The organism is Comamonas sp. HJ-2 (assembly GCF_053615495.1).
Window position 1 is genome coordinate 19,133 of the sequence record NZ_JBSIFD010000001.1, and the last position, 26,424, is coordinate 45,556.

At 62.6% G+C, this 26,424-nt stretch carries 24 protein-coding genes; 7 read left to right on the forward strand and 17 right to left on the reverse strand.

The genetic code is table 11. The features are described 5' to 3' along the window. Positions 1 to 13: 13 nt before the first annotated feature. Together ACWGXF_RS00080 and ACWGXF_RS00085 are read left to right on the forward strand one after the other, a co-directional pair. On the forward strand, positions 14 to 319 hold the full coding sequence (locus ACWGXF_RS00080) for a winged helix-turn-helix transcriptional regulator (RefSeq protein WP_003057624.1): 306 nt from the start codon (positions 14 to 16) through the stop codon (positions 317 to 319). Positions 320 to 449: 130 nt separating this feature from the next. Beyond that, positions 450 to 803, forward strand: a complete 354-nt coding sequence (locus ACWGXF_RS00085) for an FKBP-type peptidyl-prolyl cis-trans isomerase (protein WP_003070674.1) — start codon at positions 450 to 452, stop codon at positions 801 to 803. A 76-nt stretch (positions 804 to 879) separates the two neighbouring features. Here ACWGXF_RS00085 and ACWGXF_RS00090 read toward each other — a convergent pair whose 3' ends face one another. From ACWGXF_RS00090 to ppsA, 4 genes are all read right to left on the reverse strand, one after another. Beyond that, a complete protein-coding gene (locus ACWGXF_RS00090; RefSeq protein WP_003070671.1) occupies positions 880 to 1,386 on the reverse strand; it encodes a hypothetical protein in 507 nt (168 codons plus the stop codon). 190 nt (positions 1,387 to 1,576) lie between these two features. Continuing rightward, complete coding sequence (locus tag ACWGXF_RS00095; protein WP_012837406.1) at positions 1,577 to 3,661, reverse strand: VC_2705 family sodium/solute symporter; 2,085 nt, start codon at positions 3,659 to 3,661, stop codon at positions 1,577 to 1,579. After that, the gene (locus tag ACWGXF_RS00100; RefSeq protein WP_034349047.1) at positions 3,654 to 4,043 is read right to left on the reverse strand and encodes a DUF4212 domain-containing protein; all 390 of its coding nucleotides are present in this window, start codon (positions 4,041 to 4,043) and stop codon (positions 3,654 to 3,656) included. Before ACWGXF_RS00100 ends, ACWGXF_RS00095 begins: the two co-directional genes overlap by 8 nt. 15 nt (positions 4,044 to 4,058) lie before the next feature. After that, positions 4,059 to 6,449, reverse strand: coding sequence for a phosphoenolpyruvate synthase (ppsA, locus tag ACWGXF_RS00105; protein WP_012837405.1), 2,391 nt, complete (start codon positions 6,447 to 6,449; stop codon positions 4,059 to 4,061). Between the two features lie 250 nt (positions 6,450 to 6,699). Between ppsA and ppsR the strand changes: the two genes are divergently transcribed. Further along, positions 6,700 to 7,521: a posphoenolpyruvate synthetase regulatory kinase/phosphorylase PpsR gene (gene ppsR, locus ACWGXF_RS00110; protein WP_003057637.1), complete on the forward strand. Its 822-nt coding sequence runs from the start codon at positions 6,700 to 6,702 to the stop codon at positions 7,519 to 7,521. A 151-nt stretch (positions 7,522 to 7,672) separates the two neighbouring features. Here the strand turns inward: ppsR and ACWGXF_RS00115 are convergent, their stop codons facing one another. Then, a complete protein-coding gene (locus ACWGXF_RS00115; RefSeq protein ID WP_256629944.1) occupies positions 7,673 to 8,602 on the reverse strand; it encodes a LysR family transcriptional regulator in 930 nt (309 codons plus the stop codon). Positions 8,603 to 8,791: 189 nt separating this feature from the next. Here ACWGXF_RS00115 and ACWGXF_RS00120 point away from each other — a divergent pair, with 189 nt between their 5' ends. Next, positions 8,792 to 9,064 carry a DUF2798 domain-containing protein gene (locus ACWGXF_RS00120; RefSeq protein WP_003070654.1) on the forward strand — a complete coding sequence of 91 codons (273 nt, stop codon included), beginning with the start codon at positions 8,792 to 8,794 and terminating at the stop codon, positions 9,062 to 9,064. A gap of 88 nt (positions 9,065 to 9,152) precedes the next feature. Here ACWGXF_RS00120 and ACWGXF_RS00125 read toward each other — a convergent pair whose 3' ends face one another. From ACWGXF_RS00125 to ahpC, 8 genes are all read right to left on the reverse strand, one after another. After that, on the reverse strand, positions 9,153 to 9,977 hold the full coding sequence (locus ACWGXF_RS00125) for a heme ABC transporter ATP-binding protein (RefSeq protein WP_256629943.1): 825 nt from the start codon (positions 9,975 to 9,977) through the stop codon (positions 9,153 to 9,155). Continuing rightward, positions 9,974 to 11,083 (reverse strand): FecCD family ABC transporter permease, encoded by a 1,110-nt coding sequence (locus ACWGXF_RS00130; protein WP_003070649.1) that lies wholly within the window; start codon positions 11,081 to 11,083, stop codon positions 9,974 to 9,976. The genes ACWGXF_RS00125 and ACWGXF_RS00130 overlap by 4 nt, the downstream gene beginning before the upstream one ends. A 14-nt stretch (positions 11,084 to 11,097) precedes the next feature. After that, positions 11,098 to 11,982: a heme/hemin ABC transporter substrate-binding protein gene (locus tag ACWGXF_RS00135; protein WP_256629942.1), complete on the reverse strand. Its 885-nt coding sequence runs from the start codon at positions 11,980 to 11,982 to the stop codon at positions 11,098 to 11,100. Further along, positions 11,979 to 13,091 (reverse strand): hemin-degrading factor, encoded by a 1,113-nt coding sequence (locus ACWGXF_RS00140; RefSeq protein WP_256629941.1) that lies wholly within the window; start codon positions 13,089 to 13,091, stop codon positions 11,979 to 11,981. The genes ACWGXF_RS00135 and ACWGXF_RS00140 overlap by 4 nt, the downstream gene beginning before the upstream one ends. Continuing rightward, complete coding sequence (locus ACWGXF_RS00145; RefSeq protein ID WP_039049886.1) at positions 13,088 to 13,477, reverse strand: hypothetical protein; 390 nt, start codon at positions 13,475 to 13,477, stop codon at positions 13,088 to 13,090. The genes ACWGXF_RS00140 and ACWGXF_RS00145 overlap by 4 nt, the downstream gene beginning before the upstream one ends. A gap of 70 nt (positions 13,478 to 13,547) precedes the next feature. After that, positions 13,548 to 15,812 carry a TonB-dependent hemoglobin/transferrin/lactoferrin family receptor gene (locus ACWGXF_RS00150; protein ID WP_452101620.1) on the reverse strand — a complete coding sequence of 755 codons (2,265 nt, stop codon included), beginning with the start codon at positions 15,810 to 15,812 and terminating at the stop codon, positions 13,548 to 13,550. Between the two features lie 377 nt (positions 15,813 to 16,189). Continuing rightward, complete coding sequence (gene ahpF, locus ACWGXF_RS00155) at positions 16,190 to 17,746, reverse strand: alkyl hydroperoxide reductase subunit F (protein WP_054073624.1); 1,557 nt, start codon at positions 17,744 to 17,746, stop codon at positions 16,190 to 16,192. Between the two features lie 175 nt (positions 17,747 to 17,921). After that, entirely contained in the window at positions 17,922 to 18,497 is a 576-nt protein-coding gene (gene ahpC, locus ACWGXF_RS00160) for an alkyl hydroperoxide reductase subunit C (RefSeq protein WP_003057651.1), read from the reverse strand. A 393-nt stretch (positions 18,498 to 18,890) separates the two neighbouring features. On the opposite strand from ahpC, the gene bfr reads away from it, so the two are divergent. Further along, positions 18,891 to 19,367, forward strand: a complete 477-nt coding sequence (gene bfr / locus ACWGXF_RS00165; protein ID WP_012837398.1) for a bacterioferritin — start codon at positions 18,891 to 18,893, stop codon at positions 19,365 to 19,367. 64 nt (positions 19,368 to 19,431) lie between these two features. On the opposite strand, the gene ACWGXF_RS00170 is transcribed toward bfr, so the two are convergent. The 4 genes from ACWGXF_RS00170 to ACWGXF_RS00185 all read right to left on the reverse strand — a co-directional run bounded on the left by ACWGXF_RS00170 (position 19,432) and on the right by ACWGXF_RS00185 (position 24,638). After that, on the reverse strand, positions 19,432 to 20,388 hold the full coding sequence (locus ACWGXF_RS00170; protein ID WP_003057653.1) for an alpha-E domain-containing protein: 957 nt from the start codon (positions 20,386 to 20,388) through the stop codon (positions 19,432 to 19,434). Beyond that, entirely contained in the window at positions 20,382 to 20,528 is a 147-nt protein-coding gene (locus ACWGXF_RS00175; protein WP_080692907.1) for an alpha-E domain-containing protein, read from the reverse strand. Before ACWGXF_RS00175 ends, ACWGXF_RS00170 begins: the two co-directional genes overlap by 7 nt. Next, the gene (locus ACWGXF_RS00180) at positions 20,528 to 21,988 is read right to left on the reverse strand and encodes a circularly permuted type 2 ATP-grasp protein (RefSeq protein ID WP_041743952.1); all 1,461 of its coding nucleotides are present in this window, start codon (positions 21,986 to 21,988) and stop codon (positions 20,528 to 20,530) included. Before ACWGXF_RS00180 ends, ACWGXF_RS00175 begins: the two co-directional genes overlap by 1 nt. 160 nt (positions 21,989 to 22,148) lie before the next feature. Next, positions 22,149 to 24,638, reverse strand: coding sequence for a DNA internalization-related competence protein ComEC/Rec2 (locus tag ACWGXF_RS00185; RefSeq protein ID WP_427772664.1), 2,490 nt, complete (start codon positions 24,636 to 24,638; stop codon positions 22,149 to 22,151). Positions 24,639 to 24,845: 207 nt separating this feature from the next. On the opposite strand from ACWGXF_RS00185, the gene ACWGXF_RS00190 reads away from it, so the two are divergent. Both ACWGXF_RS00190 and pdxY read left to right on the forward strand, forming a co-directional pair. Then, the gene (locus ACWGXF_RS00190) at positions 24,846 to 25,304 is read left to right on the forward strand and encodes a RidA family protein (protein ID WP_003064600.1); all 459 of its coding nucleotides are present in this window, start codon (positions 24,846 to 24,848) and stop codon (positions 25,302 to 25,304) included. A gap of 163 nt (positions 25,305 to 25,467) precedes the next feature. Continuing rightward, the gene (gene pdxY / locus ACWGXF_RS00195) at positions 25,468 to 26,364 is read left to right on the forward strand and encodes a pyridoxal kinase PdxY (protein WP_012837395.1); all 897 of its coding nucleotides are present in this window, start codon (positions 25,468 to 25,470) and stop codon (positions 26,362 to 26,364) included. Positions 26,365 to 26,424 lie beyond the last annotated feature (60 nt).

A 26,424-nucleotide genomic window follows, 5' to 3' on the forward strand; every position in this document is an offset into this window, starting at 1 on the left:
AGGAGAAGCGTCCATGAGCTCCAAGGAAAACGCCGCCATCAACCAGCTGTTCGAGAAGCTCGAATGCCGCTATGCGCTGCGCGTGCTGTGGGCCTTGCGGGATGGTCATCCCCAGACCTTCCGACTGCTGCAAGACAGTGTGGGCGGCATCACCCCCAACACCTTGAACACCCGTATCAAGGAGCTGCGCGAGTGCGGCCTGCTCGAGCATGGCAGCGACGGCTACACCGTCACCCTGACCGGGCAGGATCTGCTCAAGCGTCTGTCCGATGTACAAGCCTTTGCCAACCGCTGGGTTGCCGCGCGCGCCAAGAAGTAAACCTTGCCGCTGTTGCGGCCGGGGGACTGGCAGCAAGCGGGTGCACCACTATCATCCAAGGGCCCCAAGCGTGCTTGGCGGGCCCTTTTTTCCATCGCCTTTTTCTGCTTTGCGCTGAAAGGAAATCATCATGGCATTCAACACTACTGCCTCCGGCCTGCAATACGAAGACACCGTCGTGGGCGAAGGCGCCGAAGCCAAGGCCGGTCAGAACGTGACCGTGCACTACACCGGCTGGCTCTACAACAATGGCGTGCAAGGCGCCAAGTTCGACTCCAGCAAGGACCGCAACGATCCTTTCGTCTTTCCCCTGGGCGCCGGCATGGTCATCAAGGGTTGGGACGAGGGCGTGCAGGGCATGAAGGTGGGCGGCCAGCGCACGCTGCTGATCCCCGCCGCCCTGGGCTATGGCGCGCGCGGCGCCGGTGGCGTGATCCCGCCCAACGCCACGCTGAAGTTTGACGTGGAACTGCTGGCTGTCTAAAAACAGGCTGGATCATCAAAAAAGCGGCTCTCCGAAGCCGCTTTTTTCTTTGCGAGAGGCTCGGCACAGATGGTGCCTATGTCTCATCCGCCTCAAACAGCGCCCTGTGCAACGACGTATAGGCCTTGTCACCCGCAGCATCTCGTATGCGCGGAGCCAGCGCTGCCAGTTGCTCATAACCCATGGCCGCCTCCACCGCCAGATTCAGCCGGAAGCCCTTGAGCCCAAGAGCCCCCGTGATGGACACCGCTATCGGATAGGCCCTCTGGTAGCGCCTCTGGGCGCTGCCAGGGTCGACGTCAGCAGTTGCCAACGATGCCGAACTGCTCTTTGAGAGCGAAGATGCATGGGCCTGTGCTGCAGCATCAGCCGCGACGGACGACTCTCTTGTGGCCAGCCAGCCCTTGCCGACCAGCGCCAGAATATCATCCTTGTTCACCCCCAGCGCCGAGGTCGCCTCCAGCACCTGCATGAGACTGCGACGACCGTCAAACAGCAAAAAGGCCGAGCGCAGCCGCTGGCTCAGATCGGCATGGCGCTCCTTGAAGGCCAGCTGCCCCTCGGGTGTTTTGACTAGATACATCGACCCCGCCCTCTGTGCATTGAATTGCTTCCCGCCATGCAGAGTGGCAGTTATGGCTGGAGCTGAAAAGCGGGTTTTCCTGCAAGCCTGGTCCGCCCATGCTCCAGATCAGTTCACGGCGGATATTCAGCAGAAAACTGCCTCGAACCCGACCCAAAAGATCGCTGAAGGCCATCCAATCAAGAGTTTTTCAAACTCTCGCCCGCCGCTGCTCCCACCAGCTGACGAGCAATGTGGTGGCCAAGCCCACCGGCACGCCAAACACTCCGGCCGAGATGGGCTGAATACCCCACCACAGCGCTTCGCCACGGAGGACCGATGGCAGCACCCCTTGCAGGCCCGGAACGTGCGAGGCCATGTAGTAAAGCGTCACGGCCAGGCCCAGCAGCATGCCGGCCACCGCACCACGACGCGTGGTGCCACGCCAGAAGATGCCCAGCACCATGGCCGGCACCAAAGCCGAGCCCGCCAGAGAGAAGGAGGCAGAGACCATGGGAAGAATGTCCGAAGAGCGCCGCGCCGCCACAAACGCCGCCGACAGGGCCACCAGCAGCAATGCGAATTTGGAAAGAATCACGCGCTGTTCAGGCGAGATGCGGCGCTTGCGCGTATCCAGGCGCTGGCGCTCCTGGAAATAGAGATCCCGCACCAGGGCATTGCTGATGGTCAGCAGCAGACCGTCGGCCGTGGACAGGGCCGCCGCCAGCCCGCCCGCAGCCACCAGCCCGGAGAGCACATAAGGCATCCCACCGAGTTCTGGAGTGGCCAGCATGATGAGGTCGGCCCCCATGCGGATTTCGGCGAACTGCAAAATGCCATCGCCGTTGATGTCCTCCACCGACAGCAGCGAGGCATCCACCCTTGACCACTGCGCTATCCAGTTCGGCAAGGCATCGAAATGCGTGCCAACGAGATTGCTCATGACCTCGTACTTCACCAGTACGGCCAAGGCTGGCGCCCCCAGATACAGCAACCCGATGAAGAACAGCGACCAGGCCACGGAGGTACGTGCGGCAGACACCGAGGGAACCGTGAAATAGCGCGTGAGCAAGTGCGGCAGCCCGGCCGTGCCGACCATCAAGCAGAACATCAGCGCCAGGAAATTGCGCCGACTTTCCTCATAGGCCTGCCGCTCGGCCGGAGAGCCATCCGGATCCCCCGCGAAAGGCTGGCTTTGCAGCGGCATGCCGCCCAGCGGCTTGGCCCGCTCATAGGCCTCGTGCAACTCACGGCTCCAGAGCTCGCGCGCCGCCGCCTCGTCCTTGGGCATGGCGGCCAGCTCCCGGCTGGCGGCCATGATGGCGCCGATATTGCCGCTGCTGGTGCGCAGCTCGCGGATATGCTCGCTCAGTGCCTGGCGTTCGGCCGCCAGCACATTGGGCACATCGCGCAGCTTGGCCTGCAGCACCTGAGCACGGGTGCGATAGGCCTCCAGCACCGACTGCTCGGCCTCTGAGGAAAGCAACTGCTGCTCCATGGCGCCGATCTTGCCCAGTTGCTGGCTATAGGCCAACTGCGCCCAGGGGTTGCCCAGCTGTTTGTAGGCCAGCCAGGAGACAGGCAGCATGAAGGCCAGCAGGATCACCACATATTGCGCCACCTGGGTCCAGGTGATCGCCCGCATGCCGCCGAGGAACGAGCACAGCAGCACGCCGCCCAGCCCCAGCATGATGCCGATCTCGAACTGCACGCCGGTCAGTCGCGCAGCAATCAGGCCCACGCCATAGATCTGCGCCACCACATAGGTGAAGGAACAGGTGATGGCCGCCAGCGCAGCAATAATGCGCGGCCAACGTCCGCCATAGCGCGCCTGGAAGAAATCCGGCACGGTATAGAGATTCATGGCCCGCAGATAGGGGGCAATCAGCATGCCGACCAGACAGAACCCGCCCGTCCATCCCAGGACATAGGCCAGTCCGCCGGGCTGCGTGCCGGTTCCCGAAAAGCCTTGCAGATAAAGCGCACCGGAGAGGCTGATGAAGGAGGCTGCGCTCATCCAGTCGGCAGCGGCCGCCATGCCGTTGTAGAAAGGCGGAATGCGCCGGCCGGCGACGAAATACTCCTCGGCATCGCTGGTGCGCGAATACACGCCGATGGCCGCGTACACCATCACCGTGGAGAACAGGAAGATGGGCCCGATCCAGTGGCGAGAGAGCCCGCGCTCCTCGGCCCAGAGCATGGTCAGCAGAAAGCCTGCCGTTCCCAGCACATAGAGAAACAGGATGCGATGCAGCCGCCAGTGATAGGCACGGCTCAGAACTGGCCGCTCAGGCATGAAGATCGGAAGCGGCAGAGGAGGCGTCGTGAGCCTCAGCCGCTTTGCGCGCCTCGTCACGCGCCTGCTGGCGTTCAAAATAATCCATGGCCACACAATAGACCACGATGATGAGCAGGAACATCAGGACCGCCCCTTGGGCCGCCATCCAGTAGGCCACGGGCCAGTCGGGCACCAGCGCCTGGATATCGCGCGCAAAGTAGCAGATGCCAAATGAAAATACCACCCAGACCGTCAGCAGCAAGGCCTTGAGTCTCAGGTGGTAGGTATCGTGCAGATCCGGCGGGAAGGTGACTTCCACCGGATTGCCCAAAGCATCGAATGCCTGTCGCGGAGCATCCGACACAGCATCGTCATGCACGGGCGCGTGATGCGTCTGCATGCCGATGCGCAAGGCTTACTCAGCCAGCTTCTGCCAGGTGGAGACCACGCTGTCAGGGTTCAGAGAGATGGACGAGATGCCTTCGTCGGCCAGCCACTTGGCAAAGTCGGGGTGGTCCGAAGGGCCTTGGCCGCAGATGCCCACATACTTGTTCTGGTCGCGGCAGGCCTTGATGGCACGAGCCAGCAGCTTCTTGACGGCGGGGTCGCGCTCGTCGAAGTCGGCGGCCAGCAGCTCCAGGCCCGAGTCGCGGTCCAGGCCCAGGGTCAGCTGGGTCAGGTCGTTGGAGCCCACGGAGAAGCCGTCGAAGTACTCGAGGAACTCTTCGGCAAGGACTGCGTTGGAGGGCACTTCGCACATCATGATCAGCTGCAGGCCGTTCTCGCCGCGCTTGAGGCCGTTCTCGGCCAGCAACTCGGTCACGCGCTTGGCCTGGCCCAGCGTGCGCACGAAGGGGATCATGATCTTGACGTTGGTCAAGCCCATGTCCTCGCGCACACGGAGCAGGGCTTCGCATTCCATCTTGAAGGCCTCGCCGAACTCGGCCGAGATGTAGCGCGCGGCACCACGGAAGCCCAGCATGGGGTTCTCTTCCTCGGGCTCATAACGGCTGCCGCCGATCAGCTTGCGGTATTCGTTGGACTTGAAGTCCGACATGCGCACGATCACGGGCTTGGGCCAGAAGGCAGCGGCAATCGTTGCCACACCTTCGGTCACCTTGTCCACGTAGAAGGCACGGGGCGAAGCATGGCCACGCGCCACGGACTCGACCGCCTTCTTCAGGTCGGCGTCAACGGCGGGGTAGTCCAGGATGGCCTTGGGGTGCACGCCGATGTTGTTGTTGATGATGAATTCCAGACGGGCCAGACCCACGCCTTCATTGGGCAGCTGGGCAAAGTCGAAAGCCAGCTGGGGGTTGCCCACGTTCATCATGATCTTGGTGGGGATGCTGGGCATCTCGCCACGCTTGACCTCGGTCACTTCGGTTTCCAGCAGGCCATCATAGATCTTGCCGGTATCGCCTTCCGCGCAGGACACGGTGACCAGTGTTTCGGCCTTGAGCAGATCGGTCGCGTTGCCGCAGCCCACAACGGCAGGGATGCCCAGCTCGCGCGCAATGATGGCGGCGTGGCAGGTACGGCCACCGCGGTTGGTGACGATGGCCGAAGCCTTCTTCATGACGGGCTCCCAGTTGGGGTCGGTCATGTCGGTCACCAGCACGTCGCCGGCCTGCACCTGATCCATCTGCGAGATGTCGGACACCAGGCGCACGGGGCCGGTGCCGATCTTCTGGCCGATGGCGCGGCCTTCGGCCAGCACGGTGCCTGTGCCCTTGAGCTTGTAGCGCAGCTCGGCCTGGCCCTTGGCCTGGCTCTTCACGGTTTCGGGACGCGCCTGCAGGATGTAGAGCTGGCCGTCGGTGCCGTCCTTGCCCCATTCGATATCCATGGGGCGGCCGTAGTGCTGCTCGATCACCAGAGCGTAATGCGCCAGTTGCTGCACTTCCTCGTCGGTCAGCGAATAGCGGTTGCGCAGTTCGTGGGCCACATCGGTGGTCTTGACCAGCTTGCCGTCTGCAGCCTTTTCCTCGGGCGTGGCAAAGATCATCTGGATCAGCTTGGAGCCCAGATTGCGGCGGATCAGCGCCTTGTTGCCAGCCTTGAGCATGGGCTTGTGCACATAGAACTCGTCGGGGTTCACGGCGCCCTGCACCACGGTCTCGCCCAGGCCGTAGCTGGAGGTGATGAAGACCACTTCCTCGAAACCGGATTCGGTGTCGATGGTGAACATCACGCCGGCAGCGCCCTTGTCGGAGCGCACCATGCGCTGCACGCCAGCGGACAGTGCCACCACATCGTGCTCGAAGCCCTTGTGCACGCGGTAGGAGATGGCGCGGTCGTTGTACAGCGACGCGAACACTTCCTTCATCTTGTGCAGCACGTCTTCGATGCCCACCACGTTCAGGAAGGTTTCCTGCTGGCCGGCAAACGATGCATCGGGCAGGTCTTCTGCCGTGGCGGAAGAGCGCACGGCAAACGATGCCTCGGCATTGCCGCCTTGCAGGCGGACAAATTCCTCACGAATGGCCTGCTCCAGATCGGCAGGGAACGGCTGGCTCTCCACCATGGCGCGGATTTCCGCGCCCACAGCGGCTAGAGCGCGGACATCGTCCACGTCCAGAGCGGCCAGCTTGGCCGAGATCTTGCCAGCCAGACCTTCAAAGGCCAGGAACTCGCGGAATGCATGAGCCGTGGTGGCAAAGCCGGTGGGCACGCGCACGCCCTGGGGCAGTTGCGAGATCATTTCGCCGAGCGAGGCGTTCTTGCCGCCTACGGACTCGACATCAGACATTCTCAGTTTTTCAAACGGAACGACCAGAGCGGTCGCTTCGAACAGTTGAGACATGGGAAGCTCCAAAGTTAAAAACCGGTACGCAGGCGGCTCTGGGCTGAATGGCCAGGGCACGCGAACCCATGCTGCTGGAGTGCAGTGCTTTGCTGTTCTGGATGTCGACCGTCAACGAGCATGGGCTTGAATTTGGGAATAATGGGCGCCATTGTAGGCTGAGCCGGCGAGCGTCGCGTGGCTCAAACCAGATTCAGAGTCCGGGACATGGCATTGCTTGCACAGGTCCCACCTAATAACTGCGCGCACCATGCATACCCATACAATTTTTGTCATTTCTGACGGCACAGGCATCACGGCCGAGACCTTTGGCACGGCCATCATGGCCCAGTTCGAGAGCAAGCCGAGGCTGATTCGCATCCCCTTTGTGGACTCCATGGACAAGATTCATCAGGCCGTGCGCCAGATCAACCATGTGGCCGAGGTGGAGAAGAGAAAGCCCATCATCTTCACCACCCTGGTCAATCAGGAGATGCTGGAATTCCTTGAAGCCAACTGCAAGGGCAAGCTGTTCGACATGTTCGGCACCTTTGTACGCCCGCTGGAGGTGGAACTGGGCCAGAAGTCGCTGCACCGCGTGGGCCGCTTTGCCGACATCAGCGAGAGCAAGGAATATCTGGAGCGCATGGAGGCCATCAACTACACGCTGGCCCATGACGACGGTCAGACCCATGCCGACCTGAGCGGCGCCGACGTGATTCTGGTGGGCGTGAGCCGCTCGGGCAAGACGCCAACCAGCCTGTACCTGGCCATGCAGTTTGGCCTCAAGGTGGCCAACTACCCGCTGATTCCCGAAGACTTCGAGCGCAAGCAGTTGCCGCCCGCGCTGGAGCCCTACCGCAAAAAGCTGTTTGGCCTGACGATTCAGCCCGAGCGCCTGTCCAGCATCCGCAACGAACGCCGCCCCGACTCCAAGTACGCCAGCCTGCCCAACTGCCGCTACGAGGTAGCCGAGGCCGAGGCCATGATGCGCAGAAGCGGCATCGAGTGGCTGTCCAGCACCACCAAGTCAATCGAAGAGATTGCCACCACCATCTTGCAGGAAGTGCTGCCGCAGCATCTGGGACATTAAGCCTCCCCTGAGCGGCTTCGCCGCTTCCCTAAGGGGACGCAGCCCTCGCTGCGAGGCGGCTCTTGCTCGGCCGCCCTTACTTAGCCCGCGCCTTTAGCCCGCGCCTGCGTCAAGAACTACGGGCAATGCAGGCGCCACGCAGTGTCCTCGCTCAACGCAGGACGGGCTGCTGCGGCAGCTCCTTCAGCAGATAGTCCACCAGGGCGCGAACCTTGGCCGGCACATATTTACGGTCCTTGAAGCAGGCGAAGAAGTCCAGCGGAGCATCCTCGAACTGCAACTGGCCCTTGCGCGCCGGCTTGAGTGCCAGAGGCACCAGCCGCCCCTTGCGCACCTCCTCATGGACGATGAAGCTGCCGGCCCAGGCGATGCCGCCACCGGCAGCGGCGAACTCCACCAGAGCATCGATATCGCTGCCTATGGCCGCAATTTTCTGCTGCGGATCGGTGCGCTGGCCATCGCGCAGAAAGGGCCAGCGCATGAGCCGGCCGTCACGCTCGCGCCGATACAGCAAACAGGGATGCTCGAGCAGATCCTGTGCCGACTGCGGTCGGCCATGCTGCTGCAGGTACTGCGGCGAGGCACACAGAATGCGCGGCACCGAGGCCAGCAGCCGTACCGACATGCCGGGCTCCAGCACATCGCGGTAGCGCACGCTGATGTCCACATCCTCCTTGAGCACATCCACATGCCGGTCCGTGATCAAGAGCTCCAGCTCCAGTCGCGGATGCAGCGCGGCAAACGCCGGCAGCAGCGGCGCCAGCACATGGCGGCCGAAGGCTGCCATGCAGGCAATGCGCAGGCGGCCTTGCAGCTCTCCATGAATCAGCGAGAGATCGGACTGGGCCTTTTCGAGCTCGTCGAGCACCGGAGCGACGCGCGCCAGATAGCTCTCGCCGGCCTCGGTCAAGGCCATGGACCGGGTGGTGCGGGTGATCAGGCGCGTGCCCAGCTCGCGCTCCAGCCGCGCGATGTTCTGGCTGGCAGCGGCGGGCGAAATGCCCAGTTGGCGCGCGGCCGAGGCGATGGAGCCGCCCTCCAGCGCTTTGACAAAGGTTTCTATGGCTCGCAGATTCGGCATGACTGCGAATGTATCTCCAATTGAATTCGAAAGTTCTACTTATGAGTACAACAAGTCCCGGACCTCTACCGCCGGCCGCCGCTGATGCTTACAGTGCAACCCTGTTTCCCATCCATGCATTCGGCCTCAAGCCTTTGACACAGCAACGCAAGTCGCCATGACGCCGAATGCATTTTCAGCATCGTTCCCATGAATTCATACTCCAGCTCCTTCTCCTCCAGACTTTCCGCACTGAAGCTGCACAGGCGTTACACGCCGTTTGTTTTCGCGTTTTTCATGGCCGGCATCATGGCCTTCCTGATGTGCTGCACCATTGTGGCGGCCAATACCGGCTTTGATGCCGGCTACGTCCGTCGTGTGTTCAGCGCCTATGCGCTGGCCATGCCGGTGGCGTTCTTCTGCGTGATGATGGTCAGGCCGCTGGTGCTCAAGCTGGTTGCGCTGACCGTGCATACACATTGACAGCCAGTGACAGCCAAGTCATGAACTATTGAATCTGAAGCAGCCTGCGCATGACTGGCTTCAGAATTCAATGCAGTCCACTGAAATTTCAAGCTGACAAAGCGGTATCCGCTACAAAAATATATTGCAGCGCGCCGTCGCTGCTGTGCACCGGGTCGCACTGCATGCCCCAGACCTGGCGCACCAGCGCAGGCTGCAGCACATCCAGCACCGCACCGTGATGCACTCCGGCATCACCGCCCAGCACCAGCACATCGTCGGCATAGCGCAGCGCCAGGTTCAGGTCATGGATCACCGCCACCACGCCTGCGCCCTGCTGCCCAGCCCACTGGCGCAGCAGGCGCATGGCGTGGTGCTGATGAGCCAGATCGAGAGCGGCTGTAGGCTCGTCCAGCAGCAGCCAGCGCGCCGCGCCGTCGGCGGGCGGCTGCCAGATCTGCGCCAGAGCCCTGGCCAGATGGGTGCGAGCCCGCTCGCCGCCTGACAGCGTGTTGATGCTGCGCTGCGCCAGATGATCAACCCCGGTCAACTCCATGGCCTGCACCGGAATCTGCGCCTCCCCGCAGCCGGGCTGATGACGATGCGGATAACGCCCCAGCTCCACCACCTCCTGGGCCGTGAAGTCAAAGGCCACGCTGCAATCCTGGGGCATGACGGAGCGCCGACGTGCCAGGCCCTCCACCGCATGCCCGGACAGCTCCAGCCCGTCGAGCAGAACCTGGCCCGACTGCGGCGCGCGCTCGCCCACCAGCATGGACATCAGCGTGGACTTGCCGGCGCCGTTGGGGCCGAGGATGGCGGTAAAGCGCCCGGCCTGAATCCGCACATCCACCGTCGCCAGGCGCGGCCCCTTGGCTACGCCTACGCCCAGATTGCGGCATTCGAGGCTGGACAGCCTGTGGTGCGCACTCATACCTTGCTCCTGAACTGGCGCAGCATGGCCAGGAAAAGCGGCACGCCGATAAACGCGGTGAGCACGCCCAGCGGCAGCTCGGCCGGCTTGACGATGGTGCGCGCCACGGCATCGGCGCTGACCACCAGCGCCGCACCCAGCAGGGCCGATCCCGGCAGCACCACGCGATGATCGGGACCGGCAATCAGCCGCACCCAGTGCGGCGCGACCAGACCGATGAAGCCGATGATGCCCGTGGTCGCGGTCACGGCGCCCACAGCCAGCGCCGCCACCATCACGGCGCGGCGCTTGGTTTTCTCCACGGCCACGCCCAGCAGATTGGCCTGGGCTTCGCCCAGGGCAATCGCATTCAGCGGCCTTGCCAGCGCCAGCGCCGCCGCTGCGCTGACGGCCACAGCCGCCGACACCAGGGCCACCGCACTCCAGCGCGAGGCGCCCAGGCTGCCCAGCAACCACATCTGCAGATTGCGCAGTTGCTCGTCCGTCGATACAAAGCTCAGAAAGCCCAGTCCGGCACCGGCCAGCGCATTGATGGCAATGCCGGCCAGCAGCATCAGGCCGATGCGGGTCGTGCCCTGGACCTGGCCCAGTACATAAACCACGGCGGTCACGGCCAGACCGCCGCCAAAAGCCATGGCCACCAGGGCCCAGCTGCCCAGATGACGCGGCAGCCAGGGCAGATACAGGCCGCCCAGCACGATGGTGATGCCGGCAGCCAGGGCCGCGCCGCTGCTCACGCCGATGAGCCCGGGGTCGGCCAGAGGATTGCGAAACAGCCCCTGCATCAATGCGCCGGCCAGCCCCAGTCCTGCACCCGCAGCCACGCCCATGAGCAGGCGCGGCAGGCGGATATTGAGAAAGACCAGATGCTCGGGGCCGCTGTCCACGGCAGCGCCAAAAAGACTGCGAAGCCCGTCCCAGGCAATCCCGGGCAGTTGCCCCGGTGCAATGGCATAGGCCCCGCTGGCCGCGCCCCACACCATGGCCAGCAACACCAGAGCCGCCCCCAGCAGCAGGGCTGCGCTGCGGCTGAGCCGCCCAGCAGGAGTGCGCCAACGTGATGCGACGGGCAGCTCGACTGCTGGCTTTGGTGCCACGCTCCCCATGCTTGCGCTCATGCTCAGGCCACCCACTGCAAAGCGCGCATATGCAAAGCCTGCACGGCACTGGGCAGGCGCGGGCCGAAGCCCAGCAAATGGCTGGCTTCCAGCGTCACCAGTGCCTTCTTGGCATGGGCGGGCGTCAGTGCCAGCTCGGGCCGCCTCCAGAACGCGGCCTCGCCACCCAGTGCTTCAATGCCCTGCGTGGTGTTGATGATGACCTCGGGCGCTGCGCTGGCCATGGCTTCGGCAGTCAAGGGCTTGTAGCCGTCGAACTGGTCGATGACATTGACACAACCTGCGTACTGGATCAGCGCATTGGCTGCCGTGCCCTTGCCCGCCACTTGCGGACTGCCGCTGTGCGAGAGCACAAACAGCACGCGCGGCTTGCGCTGGGCCTTGGCCACCTGGGCCTGCACGCTGCTCCACTGCGCTTCGAGCTGGGCCAACAGCTGGTCGGCTTCGGCCATGCGGCCGGTTTCGCGGCCCACGACCTTGACCTTTTCCTGCACCTCGGCCCAGTTGTGCCTGGCCACAACCAGCGATACGCGTACGCCTGCCTGACGGATCTGATCGAGCACCACAGGAGGCCCGGCCTCGCTGGTTGCGATCACCGCATCGGGCTTGAGCGAGAGCAGGCCTTCGGCCGAGAGCTGGCGCACATAGCCGACCTTGGCGGTTTTTTGCGCTGCTTCGGGAAACAGGCTGGTGGTGTCAGTGCCCACCAGCAGGTTCTGGGCATTGAGCAGGTAGACCACCTCGGTCAGTGCGCCGCTGAGCGACACCAGCCGCTTCGCTCCTGGCGCGGCAGCGGCGGTCTGTGCCAGGGTCGGCAGGGCCGTACCCGCCACGGCCGCGCCCAGCCAGTGCAGACCCTGGCGTCGGGAAATGCCTGGCGTGCTCATACGGCCTCCGCCACTGCAGTCTTGCGCGGCAGGCCGGCCACCAGATCGCGCCAGCCTTGCAGCTCGGGCTGGCCTGGCTTGCGCTCACCGAAGAACATGGCCATGTTGTTGCCTTCGGCATCAAAGGCCTCGACCGAGGTCACCACGCCATCGCTGGTGGGTTTCTGCACCACCCAGACATTGGCTATCAGGTCGATGCGCAGATGGAGGTTGAAGCCCTTGTCCAGCACATTGATCCAGCGCACGCCGTCCTTGCCGTCCATGGGCTGGATATTGCTCACGGGGCCGGTGTGGATCTGGATGCAGCCGCTGCTGCCCACAAACACCATGATGGAGACACCGTCCACCGCCGCATCGCCCAGCAGCTGCGCGACCGCGTCGGTGCTCAGGCGTTCGCAGTACTGGGGCACCAGACGGAAGGCCTGCTGGCGCTCGGCACCGAACCTGCGCAGCATCTCGAAGAACTCATGCGTGTCCTTCATATCGGTCCAGGCCTTGGTCAGCGCGGGCACGTCGATCTCGGCATCGGCCTTGACGGCAGGCTTGGCCGCAGGCTCGCGGAACACATAGCCTGCGGAGGGCTCGGCAAAGCGCTCCACCAGTGCATTCCAGGCCGCCATGTCCGTGACCTCGCGCGCAAACACCTTGTGCACGGCACGGCCGGCGGCGTCATAGAACTGCAGGCTGCGCATGGCGGGGCGATTGCCGTTGGCGGACTCCTCGGTCACGGCAAAGCCGGCATGCCAGTGCATGAAGAACAGGCGCAGATCGATCTCGCGGCTCAGCGCCAGACCGACCGGGCCTTGGGCCGAGAGGTTCTGGTAGATACCGTCTTTTTCATGCACGGTGGATTCGTTGCGCGTGAGCGCCATCACGGTGCCGCAGGCTTCCAGGCCTTTAAGAATGTCCAGCCATTCGGCGCGCAGCGGCACGGCCTTGAGCGTGCGGTCATGTTCGCCGCCATGGGCCGCGATGACCGCGCCTTCGCTCAGCTGCAGCGCCTCGGCCGCATCCTTGGCACGCAGGCCTTGCTCGCGCTTTTGCGCGAATTGCTCACGGATCTGCACCGCAGTCATGGTCTGGATTTCAGGGGATGTGATGGCGTTCATTGCAGGGTCTCCGGGCTGTGATGCCAATGTGGTTGTGGGTTGGAAAATTCGTCGTCAAAGCGGGGAGCCGAAGCCTGGGCTTCGGGCTCTGGTTCAGGCTGGGCCAGCACCCGGGCCACCGTGGCCCAACGCTGCTCCAGCTTTTGCAGAAAGTGGCGCATGCCCTCAGAGCGCTCACAGCCGTCCAGGCCTTCGGCCATGCGCGCCAGTTGCGTCGATACCCTCTGAGCCATGGGCGCGCGGTGCGCCGCACAGCAGGCCTGGCTGAAACCGGTCATCAGCGCCAGCACCGTGGCCAGCTGGGCCTCGCCCTCGGTGAGCAGATATTCCTCATCGCGACTGCCAGATGCACTTTGGGCATTGGCGGCGTTCTCGAAAACAGACATGGCACACTCCCGTAGTTCTTGAGCAAAAAGGCCTCCAGCGCTTATCCATCAAGCGCTGTCAGCTACAAAATCAGAAGTCCTGAACCAGAGACACGCGCACATTGCGGCCCGGCTGGGTAAAGGCATCGGCAATCTGCGTCGTGCGGCTCAAGCCACGTACATCCGCCCAGCGCGAATACTTTTTGTCGGTCAGGTTGTAGATGCCCACATTCAGACGCGTGCCTGGACGGATACGCCATTGCGCACTCAAATCCAGTACCGTCGCGGATGGGCTGAGCAAGGGGCGGCCAGTGGAAAGATCAGGCGCATCCTTGTCTTTTTTGCCTGCCCAGTGCGAGGCGCTGAGCTGCACGCCCACATTCGAGCGGTCATAGCGCACGCCCAGCACCAGTTGCTGAGGCGAGATGGTGTCCACCGGCTTGTTGGTGCTCTTGTCCGTACCCTTGGTGTAGCCATAGGCGGCATTGGTGCGCCAGTTGCCGCCCGCAAACCGGCCCCAGTCATAGTCGGCCTTGAGCTCGAAGCTGCTGATATGCACGCGGTTCAGATTGACGGACTGGAACGTCGCGGGGTTGTTGCGATCGCCGTATTCGCCCGCAACCTGCACCTGATCCTGAATGAAGTCCTTGTAGCGGCCCGTGAATACTGCGGCATCGAGGCGCAGCGCACTCATGCGGCCACGCAGGCCCAGCTCGAAGGTATTGCTTTTTTCCGCCTTGAGATCGGGGTTGGGAATGCTCTTGTAGAACATGAACGGGTTCTCGAAGAAGGCATTGATCTGCCCTGCGTTCGGCGCCCTGAAGCCGGCGGCATAGTTGCCGTAGACCGACCAGGCATCGTTCATCTGGAACATGGCGCCCAGCTTGGGGGAGACGGCGGAGTCCGAATTGCTGACCGCTGTGCCGCCAAACCCTTGCTGCTTGGGCTTGATGCTGTAGTGCTCGGCCCGCAATCCGGGCGTCAGGCTGAAAGCACCATAGTGCAGCTCGGCCTGGGCAAACAGCGCGGTCGAGGTTTCCGTGGTGTCGGGGAAGCGCTTGAGCGGAAAGCTCTCGCCCGCCGGCGGCGTGATGCCGTTCTGCTCGTTGACCACCTTGCCGCGCAGATAGTCGACGCCATAGCTGAACTTGCCGCTGAGACCATTGCTCCAGCGCAGCGTCTTGCCGGCCTGGGCGTGCAGTTGCAGCGCATCCTCGTCATAGGTCACATCGCGCTCGCGATAGGCCAGCGGTGGGGTGCGGGTTTCGGTCACGAACTCGCGCGAGCTCGAGCTTTGATAGCTGGCCATCAGCTTGAGCTCGTCGGCCAGTGCCGTATCCAGCTGCTGCCACTGCCCCTGCCAGGTAGCGCGCCAGCGCTTCATGGTGGTCTCGGCACGCGAATCACGGACGGTGGAGCTGCGAGCGCTCAACAGGTCGTAGTCGGCGCGCTTGTCCACGTTTTCCAGCGTGAAGACATGTTTTTGCACGGCCGATGGCGTATAGACCAGGCGCCCCAGCAGCGAATGGCTCTTGTCCTTTTCGGGATTGGGCGTGGTACGCAGAGCACCCACGGTGTTATTGCTGCCCATATTCTCCAGCGCGCTGGAGCGGCCCACACCGGCCGAAAGCAGCCAACTCCATTCATCGCTGGCCTTGCCCGCGAGGGTTGCGCCCAGGCGCTTGCCGTTGTCCGAGCCGTCATAGCTGGCCGAGACCCGGCCGCCAAGGGTCTTGCCGTCCTTGAGCAGATCGCTGGGCTGCACGGTGATGAAGTTGACCAGACCGCCCATGCCGTCCGAGCCATAGAGCGCAGGCACGGCACCGCGCAGAATTTCCACGCGCTGCACCAGACCCAGGTCCAGATAGTCACGGCCAAAGGCATTGGCGCTGAAGGTATAGCTGCGCGGCAGACGCACTCCATCGACCAGCATCAGTACGCGGTTGCCTTCGAGGCCGCGGATATTGAAGCCGCTGTTCTGGTCGCGCCCGGTAGGAGAGCCGGCCAACGTGAAACGCGCAGGACTGCGCGGCACGGTCACATTGGGCAGCTTGGCTGCAAGCTCGCGGATGTCGCCAATCTGCTCCTCTTCCATCTGCTTGGCATCGATGACGTCCACCGTCATGGGCAGGCTGTCGGCATCCTGCTCGTCGCGCGAGGCACTGACCACCACATCGCGCAGCACGGGAGTGTTGCGGTCGGTGCGGGCCGCTGCAACTTGAATGGATTCGGAAGACTTTTGCTGCGCCTGAACCGAGATGGCAGCGCAGGCCAGTGCGCAGGCCAGAGCCAGCGGACGGAGATTGGAGCGTGGCGCCAGCATGGCGCGGGCGTGCAAAGCGGTGGCGGATGCCATACCAGAAACCCTCTTTATTCATAGAAATGGACAAGAGCTGGCTTCTGATTGGTACCTCAATGGCCACAGGTCGAAACGTCAGAGGCTTCGCGGCCTGTAGCTGGCACGGCATTGGCTGGCTGAATGGAGAAAGTATATGCGAATAATTCTCAACCGCAAATGAATTCGTTACAAAACCGGGAATTGAGTCTTGGCGCAAGGCTGCGGCTTGCACCATCGCCTGTTTTCAGGCGGCTGTCCCGACCCGATGAACGCTGCAGCCCTGACAATCCCGGCGGCCATACCCCTCTTCGCGGCCGTTCATAAGAAAAAAGGACTGCCCAAGCAGTCCTTTTTTAATAGCCACCATCGCTTACCTTGCAAGCGATGCAGGCCGTTTAGTTGCGGATCAGATGATCGAAGGCCGATAGCGCTGCAGTGGCACCGGCGCCGGCGGCGATCACGATCTGCTTGTAAGGCACCGTGGTGCAGTCACCGGCGGCGAACACCCCGGGCAGACTGGTCTGCCCCTTGGCATCCACCATGATTTCGCCGAACTTGCTCAGCTCCAGTGTGCCCTTGAGCCATTCGGTGTTCGGCACCAGGCCGATCTGCACAAACACACCTTCGAGCTCCACATGGTGCTCTGCGCCGCTTGTACGGTCCTTGTAGCTCAGGCCGTTGACCTTGCCGTTGGCACCCGTGATCTCGGTGGTCTGGGCGTTGGTGATGACGGTCACATTGGGCAGGCTGTGCAGCTTCTTGACCAGCACGGCATCGGCCTTGAGCTGATCGGCAAATTCCACCACCGTCACATGGGCCACCAGACCCGCCAGGTCGATCGCAGCTTCGATGCCGGAGTTGCCGCCGCCGATCACCGAGACGCGCTTGCCCTTGAACAGCGGACCGTCGCAGTGCGGGCAGTAAGCCACGCCCTTGTTCTTGTACTCGGCTTCGCCGGGTACGTTCACATTGCGCCAGCGCGCACCGGTGGACAGGATCACGGTCTTGGCCTTGAGCGAGCCGCCATTGGCCAGTTGCACCTCCACCAGACCACCGGGCTGCGCTGCGGGAATCAGCTTCTCGGCGCGCTGCAGGTTCATGATGTCCACGTCATAGGCACGGGTGTGGGCTTCCAGGGCTGCGGCGAACTTGGGTCCGTCGGTTTCCAGCACGGAGATGTAGTTCTCGATCGCCAGTGTGTCGTTGACCTGGCCGCCAAAGCGCTCGGCTGCCACGCCGGTGCGAATGCCCTTGCGAGCCGCGTACACGGCGGCTGCCGCGCCGGCAGGACCGCCGCCGATGATCAGCACGTCGAAGGCTTCCTTGGCCGACAGCTTGGCTGCGTCACGCGAGGCTGCACCGGTGTCCAGCTTGGCCACGATTTCTTCGATGGTCATGCGACCGGAGCCGAACACGCTGCCGTTCATGAACACCATGGGCACGGCCATGATTTCGCGCTCGGTCACTTCCTTCTGGAAGGCACCGCCTTCGATCACCGTGGTCTTGACCTTGGGGTTGAGAATCGCCATCAGCGACAGCGCCTGAACCACGTCGGGGCAGTTGTGGCAGCTCAGGCTCATATAGACCTCGAAGTTGAAGTCGCCGTCCAGAGCCTTGATCTGGTCGATCACATCCTGCTCCACCTTGGGAGGATGGCCGCCCGTCCACAGCAGGGCCAGCACCAGCGAGGTGAATTCATGGCCCAGGGGCAGGCCGGCAAAACGCAGCTGGGTGGCCGTGCCCTGGCGCTGCAGCGTGAACGAGGGCTTGCGGGCATCGCTGCCGTCGGTGCGCAGCGAAATCTTGTCGCTGCGCAGGGACTGGATGGTCTTCAGCAGATCGTGCATCTGTGCACTGGTCTCGCTGTCATCCAGAGAAGCCACCAGCTCAAACGGCTGCTGCACGCGTTCCAGGTAGGCGGCGAGTTGGGCTTTGAGTTGATCGTCAAGCATGGTGGATTCCTTTGAATTTAGAGTTGTTGATGCAATGCAGCAAAGTGCTTTTGAGGCCTTTGCCCGCCCATGAAAGCAAAAACTGGGCGAAAAAAAGCCGGACGGACAGGCGGCACTCGCCTGAACGTCGTCCGGCTTTCAGAGCGCATGCACGCTCAGCCGATAGGTATCAGGCTTAGATCTTGCCGACCAGATCCAGCGAAGGAGTGATCGTGCTGGCGCCTTCCTTCCACTTGGCGGGGCACACCTGGCCGGGGTTGGCGGCGGTGAACTGGGCAGCCTTGAGCTTGCGCAGGGTTTCGGACACGTCACGAGCGATTTCGTTGGAATGCACTTCCATGGTCTTGATCACGCCTTCGGGGTTGATCACGAAGGTGCCGCGCAGAGCCAGGCCTTCTTCGGGGATGTGCACGCCGAAAGCGTTGGTCAGCTGGTGTGTGGGGTCGCCAACCAGGGGGAACTTGGCCTTGCCCACTGCGTCGGAAGTTTCGTGCCACACCTTGTGCGAGAAGTGGGTGTCGGTGGTCACGATGTAGACCTCGGCACCGGCCTTCTGGAACTCGGCGTAGTTGTTGGCTGCGTCTTCGATTTCGGTGGGGCAGTTGAAGGTGAAGGCGGCGGGCATGAAGATCACCACAGACCACTTGCCCTTCAGGCTCTCTTCAGTCACGGTGATGAATTCACCCTTGCCGTTGCGGTTCACATAGGCTTCGGTCTTGAAAGGTTGAACTTGAGTGTTGATCAGAGACATTTGCTGTTTCCTTGTGGTTAGTGTTTGAAGACAGGATGAAGTTTAGAGCGGTCCACTTAATAAAACCAATCGATTGATTTCATCAAATTGATTTACAAAACCTATCAAACCAGATTCCCGGCTTCTGATGTCAAGCCGCACCGCTGTGCAGCTCAGCTTTCTATTGTGGGCCGAAACCAGGTAGTTCAAGCCAATAGTCCTTCAATCACGCTCATAGCTTTTGTTGTCATCACTGAGTCAAACCTTGCGAGGAAGGTCAGTCAGGCAGCACGTAAGCTAAACGAGAACGCGCATCAGATGCAGCCAATTCGCGCGGGCATGGGCTTTGTTTGATTTGCCTCATAAAGCATGGACAATCGACGCGAACAACAACTGCCCGAGAAGGAGTCCCCCATGAAAGGTGATGCACAAGTCATTTCCTGGCTGCAAGCCCAGCTCAAGAACGAACTGACCGCCATCAACCAGTACTTTCTGCATTACCGCATGTACAAGCACTGGGGCTTCGACAAGCTGGCCAAGAAGGAATATGAGGAATCCATCGGCGAGATGAAGCATGCCGACGCGCTGATGGACCGCATCTTCATGCTCGACGGCCTGCCCAATCTGCAGGACCTGGGCAAGCTGCAGATCGGCGAGGACGTGCCGGAAGCCCTGGCCTGCGACCTGCGCCTGGAGCAAGCGGCGCAGCAGACCATCAAGGACGGGATCGCACACTGCGAATCCGTGCGCGACTATGTTTCGCGCGATCTGCTGCAGAAGATTCTGGACGACACCGAAGAGCACATCGACTTCCTCGAAACCCAGCTCGACCTGATCGACAAGGTCGGCACGCAGAACTATCTGCAGTCGCTGATGGGCGAGATCGAATAATTTCGGCTTCACGCTGAAAGACAAAAGCGGCCTCAGGGCCGCTTTTGCTTTGGAGACCCCGGCCTCAGGTCGGCATCAGGAAGTCCCGGCTGATGCCGGAACCCAGATCGTTGACGCGGTCGAGAAACTGCGTCAGATAGGCGTGCAGGCCGGTGGTCAGTATCTCGTCGATGCGACCGTATTGCAGGTCGGCCAGCAAGCGTCCGGCCTTGCGCGTGGTTTCCTGCGAATGGTCGTTGGCCACGCGCTCCAGGTTCTTGACCACCTCATGCATGCTGGCCAGCAACGAGCGCGGCATGTCGGCGCGCAGCATCAGCAGCTCGGCCACGCGTTCGGGCGTGATCACATCGCGGTAGACCTTGCGGTAGACCTCGAAGGCCGAGACGCTGCGCAGCAAGGCGCTCCAGTGATAGAAGTCGAAGTTCATCAGGGCGCGACCGCGCGGCATGCCGTGGTAGTCGCGCTCTATGGAATGGAACTTCACATCCAGCAAACGTGCCGTGTTGTCGGCCCGCTCGACAAAAGTGCCCAGGCGCACAAAGTGCAGCGCCTCGTCCTTGAGCATGGTGCCCAGCGACACACCGCGCCACAGGTGTGAGCGGTATTTGACCCATTCGAAGAACTGCGCCGGATCCTTTTTCCAGGCATCCTTGCCGAAGTGGCGCTGCAGCGCCAGCCAGGTCTGATTCTGCGTTTCCCAGGACTCCGTGGTCAGCGCACCGCGCACGGCACGCGCGTTCTCGCGTGCAGCCTTCAGACAGGCAAAGATGGAGGACGGATTGGCCTCGTCCGACACCATGAACTGCAGCACCGACTCACGATCCACCACGGGAAACTGCGCCTTGAAGGCCGGGATCAGCTCGCTGATGGACAGCACGCTCTGCCAGCCACGGTGCGCATCATGGATGGCCTGCGGCAGCATGGCGGTTTCATAGGCCACGCTGAGCATGCGCGCGGTGTTCTCCGCCCGCTCGGTGTAGCGGGACATCCAATACAAATGATCGGCGGTACGACTCAGCATAGGCCCTCCTTGGGCAGAGAACCCCGCACGCGCTGAACGCGCGCGCCGTATTCTGGTGAAAAAATGCTTGCAGCATTTTTTTCCGCCCGCTCGGTGTAGCGGGACATCCAGTAAAGATGATCTGCGGTATGCGACAGCATCAGCGAGCTCCCCCTTGATCTTCCAGCACCCAGGTATCCTTGGTTCCGCCGCCCTGAGACGAATTCACCACCAGCGATCCCTGCTTGAGCGCCACACGCGTGAGTCCACCGGCCACCATATTGACCTCGGTGCCCGTGAGCACAAAGGGCCGCAGGTCGATATGGCGCGGCGCTATGCCTTTTTCCACCATGGTCGGGCAGGTGGACAGGGAAAGCGTGGGCTGCGCGATATAGCCCGATGGATTGCCGACCAGCACACGGCGAAAAGCCTCTATCTCGGCCTTGGTCGCCGCCGGCCCGATCAGCATGCCGTAGCCACCTGCACCGTGCACCTCCTTGACGACCAGCTCATGCAGGTGGTCGAGCACGTATTTGAGGTCCTCCTCCTTGCGGCACAGCCAGGTCGGCACGTTCTGCAGGATGGGCTCCTCACCCAGATAGAAGCGGATCATCTCCGGCACATAGGGATATACCGATTTGTCGTCGGCCAGGCCCGTGCCCACGGCATTGCAGATATTGACGTTGCCTGCGCGGTAGGCCCGCATCAGGCCCTTGCAGCCCAGCGTCGATGTGGGCCTGAAGACTTCGGGGTCGAGGAAATCATCGTCCACACGGCGGTAGATCACGTCCACACGCTGCAGCCCCTGGGTGGTGCGCATATAGACCACGTCTTTCTCGACCACCAGATCCTGCCCTTCGACCAACTCCACCCCCATTTGCTGGGCCAGGAAGGCATGCTCGAAATAGGCGCTGTTGTACATGCCCGGCGTCAGCACCACCACCGTGGGCTCCAGCACGCCCGACGGTGCGCTGGCACGCAGGGTGTCGAGCAGCATGTCGGGATAGTGGGCCACGGGTGCCACGGCATGCTTGCCGAAAAGTTCGGGGAACAGGCGCATGGTCATGCGGCGGTTCTCCAGCATGTAGGAAACACCCGATGGCACGCGCAGATTGTCTTCGAGCACGTAATAGACGCCGTTGCCCTGCTCATCGGGCGCGCGCACGATGTCTATGCCGGCGATATTGGCGTAGACATCGTTGGGCACCTGAATGCCTTCCATCTCGGGCCTGTACTGGCTGTTGCCGCGCACCAGCTCCGTCGGAATCAGACCGGCGCGCACCATGTCCTGGCCATGGTAGGCATCGCGGATAAAGCAGTTGAGCGCCTTCACGCGCTGGGCCAGACCGGCCTGCATGCTGGCCCACTCATGGGCCGGAATGATGCGGGGGATCAAATCGAACGGAATCAGGCGCTCCGTACCGGCGCCGCTCTCGTCCTTGTCGCCATAGACGGCAAAGGTGATACCCACGCGGCGAAAAACGATTTCCGCCTCGGCACTGCGCGCTCGCAGATATTCCTGCGATTGTTTGCCCAGCCACTGCGCATAGTCCCGATAGTGGTCTCGCACCGCACCACCTTCGGCGGGCAAGCTCAGATACATCTCATCGAATGTGCGCATCTTGTCCTCTCTATTTTTGCCGCTGCTCACGCAGGCAAGCCACGGATTTCAGTTTAGCGACGCCGCACCGGACAAGCTGCCAGGCAACGAGCGTGCAACCATGCATGTCTGCATCCGCCCGAAAGCGGTACAGCATCAATGCAAGCTCCATGCCAGTTTCTCAGGGCTGCTCCTTGGAAACGGCATGGACATCCCAATAATGCGCCCGAATCAAGCGCTCGCATTCCAATTTTTCAGGTTGAGCAGAGTTCCAGTAGGCTGCGCCGCAGCGATCCTGAGCCACCAGCTGGCTGCCCACCGCCTGATAGCGCTGCACCACAGCTGCCACCGGATGCCCGAAGCGATTCCGATAACCCGCCTGCACCACCGCCCAGCGCGGCCGCAGCGTGTTGACCCAGGACTCGGTCGATGAAGTCTTGCTGCCATGGTGAGGCACCAGCAGCCAGTCCACAGGCTCGTCCAGACTGGTTTGCAACAGTTGCTGCTCCTGCGCTGCCTCGATATCTCCGGCCAACAGGGCCACGCGCCCGCTGGCCGAACGCAGGCGCAACACGCAACTGCCAAAGTTCGGCTTGGCCTTGCGACCATTGAGCCAGGCCTCTCCTGCAGGCGGGTGCAGCACTTCAAACGTCACACCATCCCATTGCCAGTGCTGCCCCTGTGTACAGCGCAGAACCGGAGCCAGGCCCGCCAGTTGCGGGGCTTGAATCACCGAGTCCGAGCCCCAGACTTTCGCGCGAGGCTGAGCCTCCTTGACGGCCAGAGCCCCGCCGGTGTGATCCTTGTCGCTGTGACTGAGCATCATGGCATCAATCTGCATGCCATTCGCGGCCATCAGCGGCAGGAGCACACGCTCGCCGGCATCGCTCTGGCGGCTGTACTGCGGCCCTGCGTCATAGAGCAGACGGTGGCTGGCTGTGCTGATGATGACGGCATTGCCCTGGCCGATATCCGCCGCCAGCAGTTCAAACTCGCCCGCACGCGGCCATGATCGAGGCCAAAACAGGGCTGGCAAAACAAATATGGCCGCCACCAGCCGCAACCTGAGTGGCAAAGGCGCAATCACCAGCAGTCCGGCGGCTATCGCCAGCACACTGGCCCACCAGGCAGGCTGCGGCAAGGCCCATACGGCTCCGGGCAGCGCAGCCAGCCACTGCAGCAGGCTCATCAAGGGCAGCATGGCGACGGCGGCAGCGCTTGCCGCCATGGGCAGCACGGCAGCCAGCAAGGCCAGCGGCGTGACCACCAATGTCACCCAGGGAATGGCCAGCAGATTGGCCAGCAGGCCCACGACGGACACCTGACCAAACAGCAGCAGACCCAGTGGTGCCAAGGCCAGGGAGATCAGCCACTGCTCGCGCCACAACTCCTTCAATCTTGCGAGAAATCGTCTTTTTGCGCTTGCAGCTTCAGCGCTAACGGCCCCTGAATTGGAAGCAAGCAATACGCCGACGGCGACAAAACTGAGCCAGAACCCAGCCTGCCACAACGCCCAGGGATCGGCCACAACAATCACCGCCAGTGCCAGCAGCCATACACAGGCCCAGGGCCAGCGCACGCCCAGCCATTGAAGCAGCGCCACTACGGCCAGCATGCAGATCGTGCGCTGCGCAGGCAGGCCCCAACCGCTGAACAAGGCATAGGCCGCCGCCAGTAACACACCCATGACCAGGGCCGCGCGCGGGGCAGGCATCCAACGACAAGCGCGCGCACTCAGCCTCCATACACGGCCCACTATCAAGACTGCCAGCCAGGCAAACATGGTGATATGCAGGCCCGATATGCTCATCAGATGCGCCACACCTGTCTGACGGAACAGGGTCCAGTCCTTGCGCTCGATCGCCTGCTGATCGCCCACGGCCAGCGCAGCCACCACGCCCAGAGCGGTCTGAGCATGCTCTGCACCGCCACCTGGCAACCAGCGCTGCAAGCGCAATGCCTCGCCCTGAATGCGATCGCGCAAGCCCTGTCGCCAGCGCTGCAGCGGATATTGGCTTGTCACGCCCAGCAGTTCGGGCGCGGGCTGCTTGCGCACATAGCCCGTGGCCTGCACTCCTTGCTCCCAGGCCAGCAGCTCATAGTCAAAGCCGTGAGGATTGCGCGAGCCATGCGGGCGCTTGATGCGCACCGTGAAGCGCCAACGCTGGCCGGGACTCAGCGCCATGCCCTGGGCCCAGTCAGGGACGAGAGGCTGGCTGGCGTCCGGCACCTGCCCGAACGGGCCATACCAGGACAGCTCCAGCAGCCTTGGCACGCCGGCATCCGAACTATCGACCACAAAACGCCAGCGCTGGCCGTTGGCCTGGTTCTGCAGCATGGAGGCAATCCGGCCTTCCACCTGCAAGTCCACCGCCTCCAGCGCCTGTGGCAGGGTCTGCGTCAGATAAACATGTGCACGCCAACCCGTCCCCCCCGCCACACAGCAGGCAGTACCCAACAGCATCAGCCACCAGCTCTGCCAGGGTCTGCCACGCCATCTGCATGCAAACAGCAGTGTCAGCAAACCCCAGGCCAGCAAGATCTGGTAGAGCGACAGATGCCACAGCCTGGCCTGGGTCACCTGCCATGCAGCGCCCAGCACACAACCCCAGAGCGGCGCCAGCCAGGACAGGCGGTGACGCTGAGAGCTTGGAGTCTGATGGAGCGGCATGCTGCCATGCTAGGAGGGAGCGACCAGGCCCAGCATTGCGACTATCCCTGCCCTGTCTCGCACACCAAAACGGCATCAAACACTTGCTCTCATTGTGCGAGCAGCTATCAATTCAAAAGCTATGGCCGCTGGCCAAGGCGATCCATGTCCGGGCCCTCTGCTGTGTCAAACTTGTCGATCCTTAGCCTCGCACTTTTTGGAGCCGTCATGAGCGTCTATGAAAAACTCAAAGCCCTGAACATCACCCTGCCCGAAGTGGCCATGCCTGCAGCCGCCTACCTGCCCTATATGCAGACCGGCAATCTGGTGTTCCTCAGCGGCCATATCGCCAAGCAGAACGGCCAGCCCTGGGTCGGCAAGCTGGGCGAGAACATGACGACCGAAGAAGGCAAGCAGGCAGCCCGAGCCGTGGCCGTGGATCTGATGGGCACGCTGCAGCATGCCTGCGGCGGCGATCTGAATCGTGTCAAGCGCATCGTCAAGGTCATGAGCCTGGTCAACTCCAGCACCAGCTATACCGAGCAGCATCTGGTCACCAACGGCTGCAGCGAACTGCTGGGCGAAGTCTTCGGCGAAGCCGGCAAGCACGCCCGCAGCGCCTTCGGCGTGGCCCAGATTCCCCTGGGCTGCTGCGTGGAAATCGAGCTGATGGCCGAGCTGGGCTAAGACTTCCGCTCACACACATAAAGTGAGCTAATACCGCTTGCCATTCATAGAGTTCAGATACAAAACTATCTGAATTGATTGATTGGCACGCGCAAGCAGCTCACTTTATCTTTGCAGCGCGATGCTTGCCGCAAGCATCTCGATCACTCACGAAAGAGCCTTTATGCCCAGCACGCAGGCACCCCCGCTGGTTCTCAGCATTCAATCCCATGTCGCCTACGGCCATGTGGGCAACGACGCCGCCATGCTGCCGCTACAGCTGCTGGGCATAGAGCCCGTGGCCGTGCATACGGTGCAGTTCTCCAACCACACGGGCTACGGCGAATTCAAGGGCCAGGTCTTCACGCCCGCCCATGTACAGGATGTGCTGGACGGCCTGCGCGCCCGCGGCGTGCTGGCGCGCTGCACGGCCGTGCTCTCGGGCTATCTGGGCGATGCCGGTGTGGGCGAAGCCATTCTGGCCGCCGTGCAGGAGGTGCGCGCCGCCCAGCCCAAGGCACACTATCTGTGCGACCCGGTCATGGGCGATGTGGGGCGCGGCGTGTTTGTGCGCCCCGGCATCCCGGACTTTCTGCGCAAGCGCGCGCTGTCCCAGGCCAGCGTCATCACGCCCAACCATTACGAGTTCGAGCTGCTGTGCGGCGGCCAGCCGCTGAGCACCGTGGAAGCGGCCACCCAGGCGGCCCGAGCCATGCTCACGCAGCTGCATCACAGCCCGTCGGCCCTGATCGTCATCACCAGCCTGCGCACCGACGATCTGCCTGCCGACCAACTGGCCACGCTGGCCGTGACTGCCGACAAGTCCTGGCTGGTACAGACGCCCTATATCGACCTGCACCCCCTGCCCAACGGCATGGGCGATGTGTTCTCGGCCGTGCTGCTGGGCCATCTGATTCAAGGGCGCGCCGTGCCCGATGCCGTGTCCAGGGCCGTGAGCACCTTGTATGCCCTGGTTTCTCGCACCGAATCGGGGCAGCGCGACCTGCCCCTGGTCGCCTGCCGCGACCAGATAATAGCTCCCGCGCAAACCTTCACGGCACTGCCTGTGCCAGCGCAGTGAATGGGCGCAAGAGCTTTGCCAAAGCTCTTTGCATCAACAGGCCTCCGGGGACTGGAGCGA

Coding starts and splice junctions, on each gene's coding strand:
- ACWGXF_RS00130 (WP_003070649.1), bottom strand. CDS start 11,083: ATGGGGAGCGTGGCACCAAAGCCAGCAGTCGAGCTGCCCGTCGCATCA.
- ACWGXF_RS00120 (WP_003070654.1), top strand. CDS start 8,792: ATGAATTCATACTCCAGCTCCTTCTCCTCCAGACTTTCCGCACTGAAG.
- ACWGXF_RS00170 (WP_003057653.1), bottom strand. CDS start 20,388: ATGCTGAGTCGTACCGCCGATCATTTGTATTGGATGTCCCGCTACACC.
- ahpC (WP_003057651.1), bottom strand. CDS start 18,497: ATGTCTCTGATCAACACTCAAGTTCAACCTTTCAAGACCGAAGCCTAT.
- ACWGXF_RS00090 (WP_003070671.1), bottom strand. CDS start 1,386: ATGTATCTAGTCAAAACACCCGAGGGGCAGCTGGCCTTCAAGGAGCGC.
- ACWGXF_RS00125 (WP_256629943.1), bottom strand. CDS start 9,977: ATGAGTGCGCACCACAGGCTGTCCAGCCTCGAATGCCGCAATCTGGGC.
- ppsR (WP_003057637.1), top strand. CDS start 6,700: ATGCATACCCATACAATTTTTGTCATTTCTGACGGCACAGGCATCACG.
- ACWGXF_RS00175 (WP_080692907.1), bottom strand. CDS start 20,528: ATGCTGTCGCATACCGCAGATCATCTTTACTGGATGTCCCGCTACACC.
- ACWGXF_RS00135 (WP_256629942.1), bottom strand. CDS start 11,982: ATGAGCACGCCAGGCATTTCCCGACGCCAGGGTCTGCACTGGCTGGGC.
- ACWGXF_RS00095 (WP_012837406.1), bottom strand. CDS start 3,661: ATGCCTGAGCGGCCAGTTCTGAGCCGTGCCTATCACTGGCGGCTGCAT.
- ACWGXF_RS00150 (WP_452101620.1), bottom strand. CDS start 15,812: ATGGCATCCGCCACCGCTTTGCACGCCCGCGCCATGCTGGCGCCACGC.
- pdxY (WP_012837395.1), top strand. CDS start 25,468: ATGCCCAGCACGCAGGCACCCCCGCTGGTTCTCAGCATTCAATCCCAT.
- ACWGXF_RS00100 (WP_034349047.1), bottom strand. CDS start 4,043: ATGCAGACGCATCACGCGCCCGTGCATGACGATGCTGTGTCGGATGCT.
- ACWGXF_RS00145 (WP_039049886.1), bottom strand. CDS start 13,477: ATGTCTGTTTTCGAGAACGCCGCCAATGCCCAAAGTGCATCTGGCAGT.
- ACWGXF_RS00140 (WP_256629941.1), bottom strand. CDS start 13,091: ATGAACGCCATCACATCCCCTGAAATCCAGACCATGACTGCGGTGCAG.
- ACWGXF_RS00185 (WP_427772664.1), bottom strand. CDS start 24,638: ATGCCGCTCCATCAGACTCCAAGCTCTCAGCGTCACCGCCTGTCCTGG.
- ACWGXF_RS00115 (WP_256629944.1), bottom strand. CDS start 8,602: ATGCCGAATCTGCGAGCCATAGAAACCTTTGTCAAAGCGCTGGAGGGC.
- ACWGXF_RS00180 (WP_041743952.1), bottom strand. CDS start 21,988: ATGCGCACATTCGATGAGATGTATCTGAGCTTGCCCGCCGAAGGTGGT.
- ACWGXF_RS00085 (WP_003070674.1), top strand. CDS start 450: ATGGCATTCAACACTACTGCCTCCGGCCTGCAATACGAAGACACCGTC.
- ACWGXF_RS00190 (WP_003064600.1), top strand. CDS start 24,846: ATGAGCGTCTATGAAAAACTCAAAGCCCTGAACATCACCCTGCCCGAA.
- ppsA (WP_012837405.1), bottom strand. CDS start 6,449: ATGTCTCAACTGTTCGAAGCGACCGCTCTGGTCGTTCCGTTTGAAAAA.
- bfr (WP_012837398.1), top strand. CDS start 18,891: ATGAAAGGTGATGCACAAGTCATTTCCTGGCTGCAAGCCCAGCTCAAG.
- ahpF (WP_054073624.1), bottom strand. CDS start 17,746: ATGCTTGACGATCAACTCAAAGCCCAACTCGCCGCCTACCTGGAACGC.
- ACWGXF_RS00080 (WP_003057624.1), top strand. CDS start 14: ATGAGCTCCAAGGAAAACGCCGCCATCAACCAGCTGTTCGAGAAGCTC.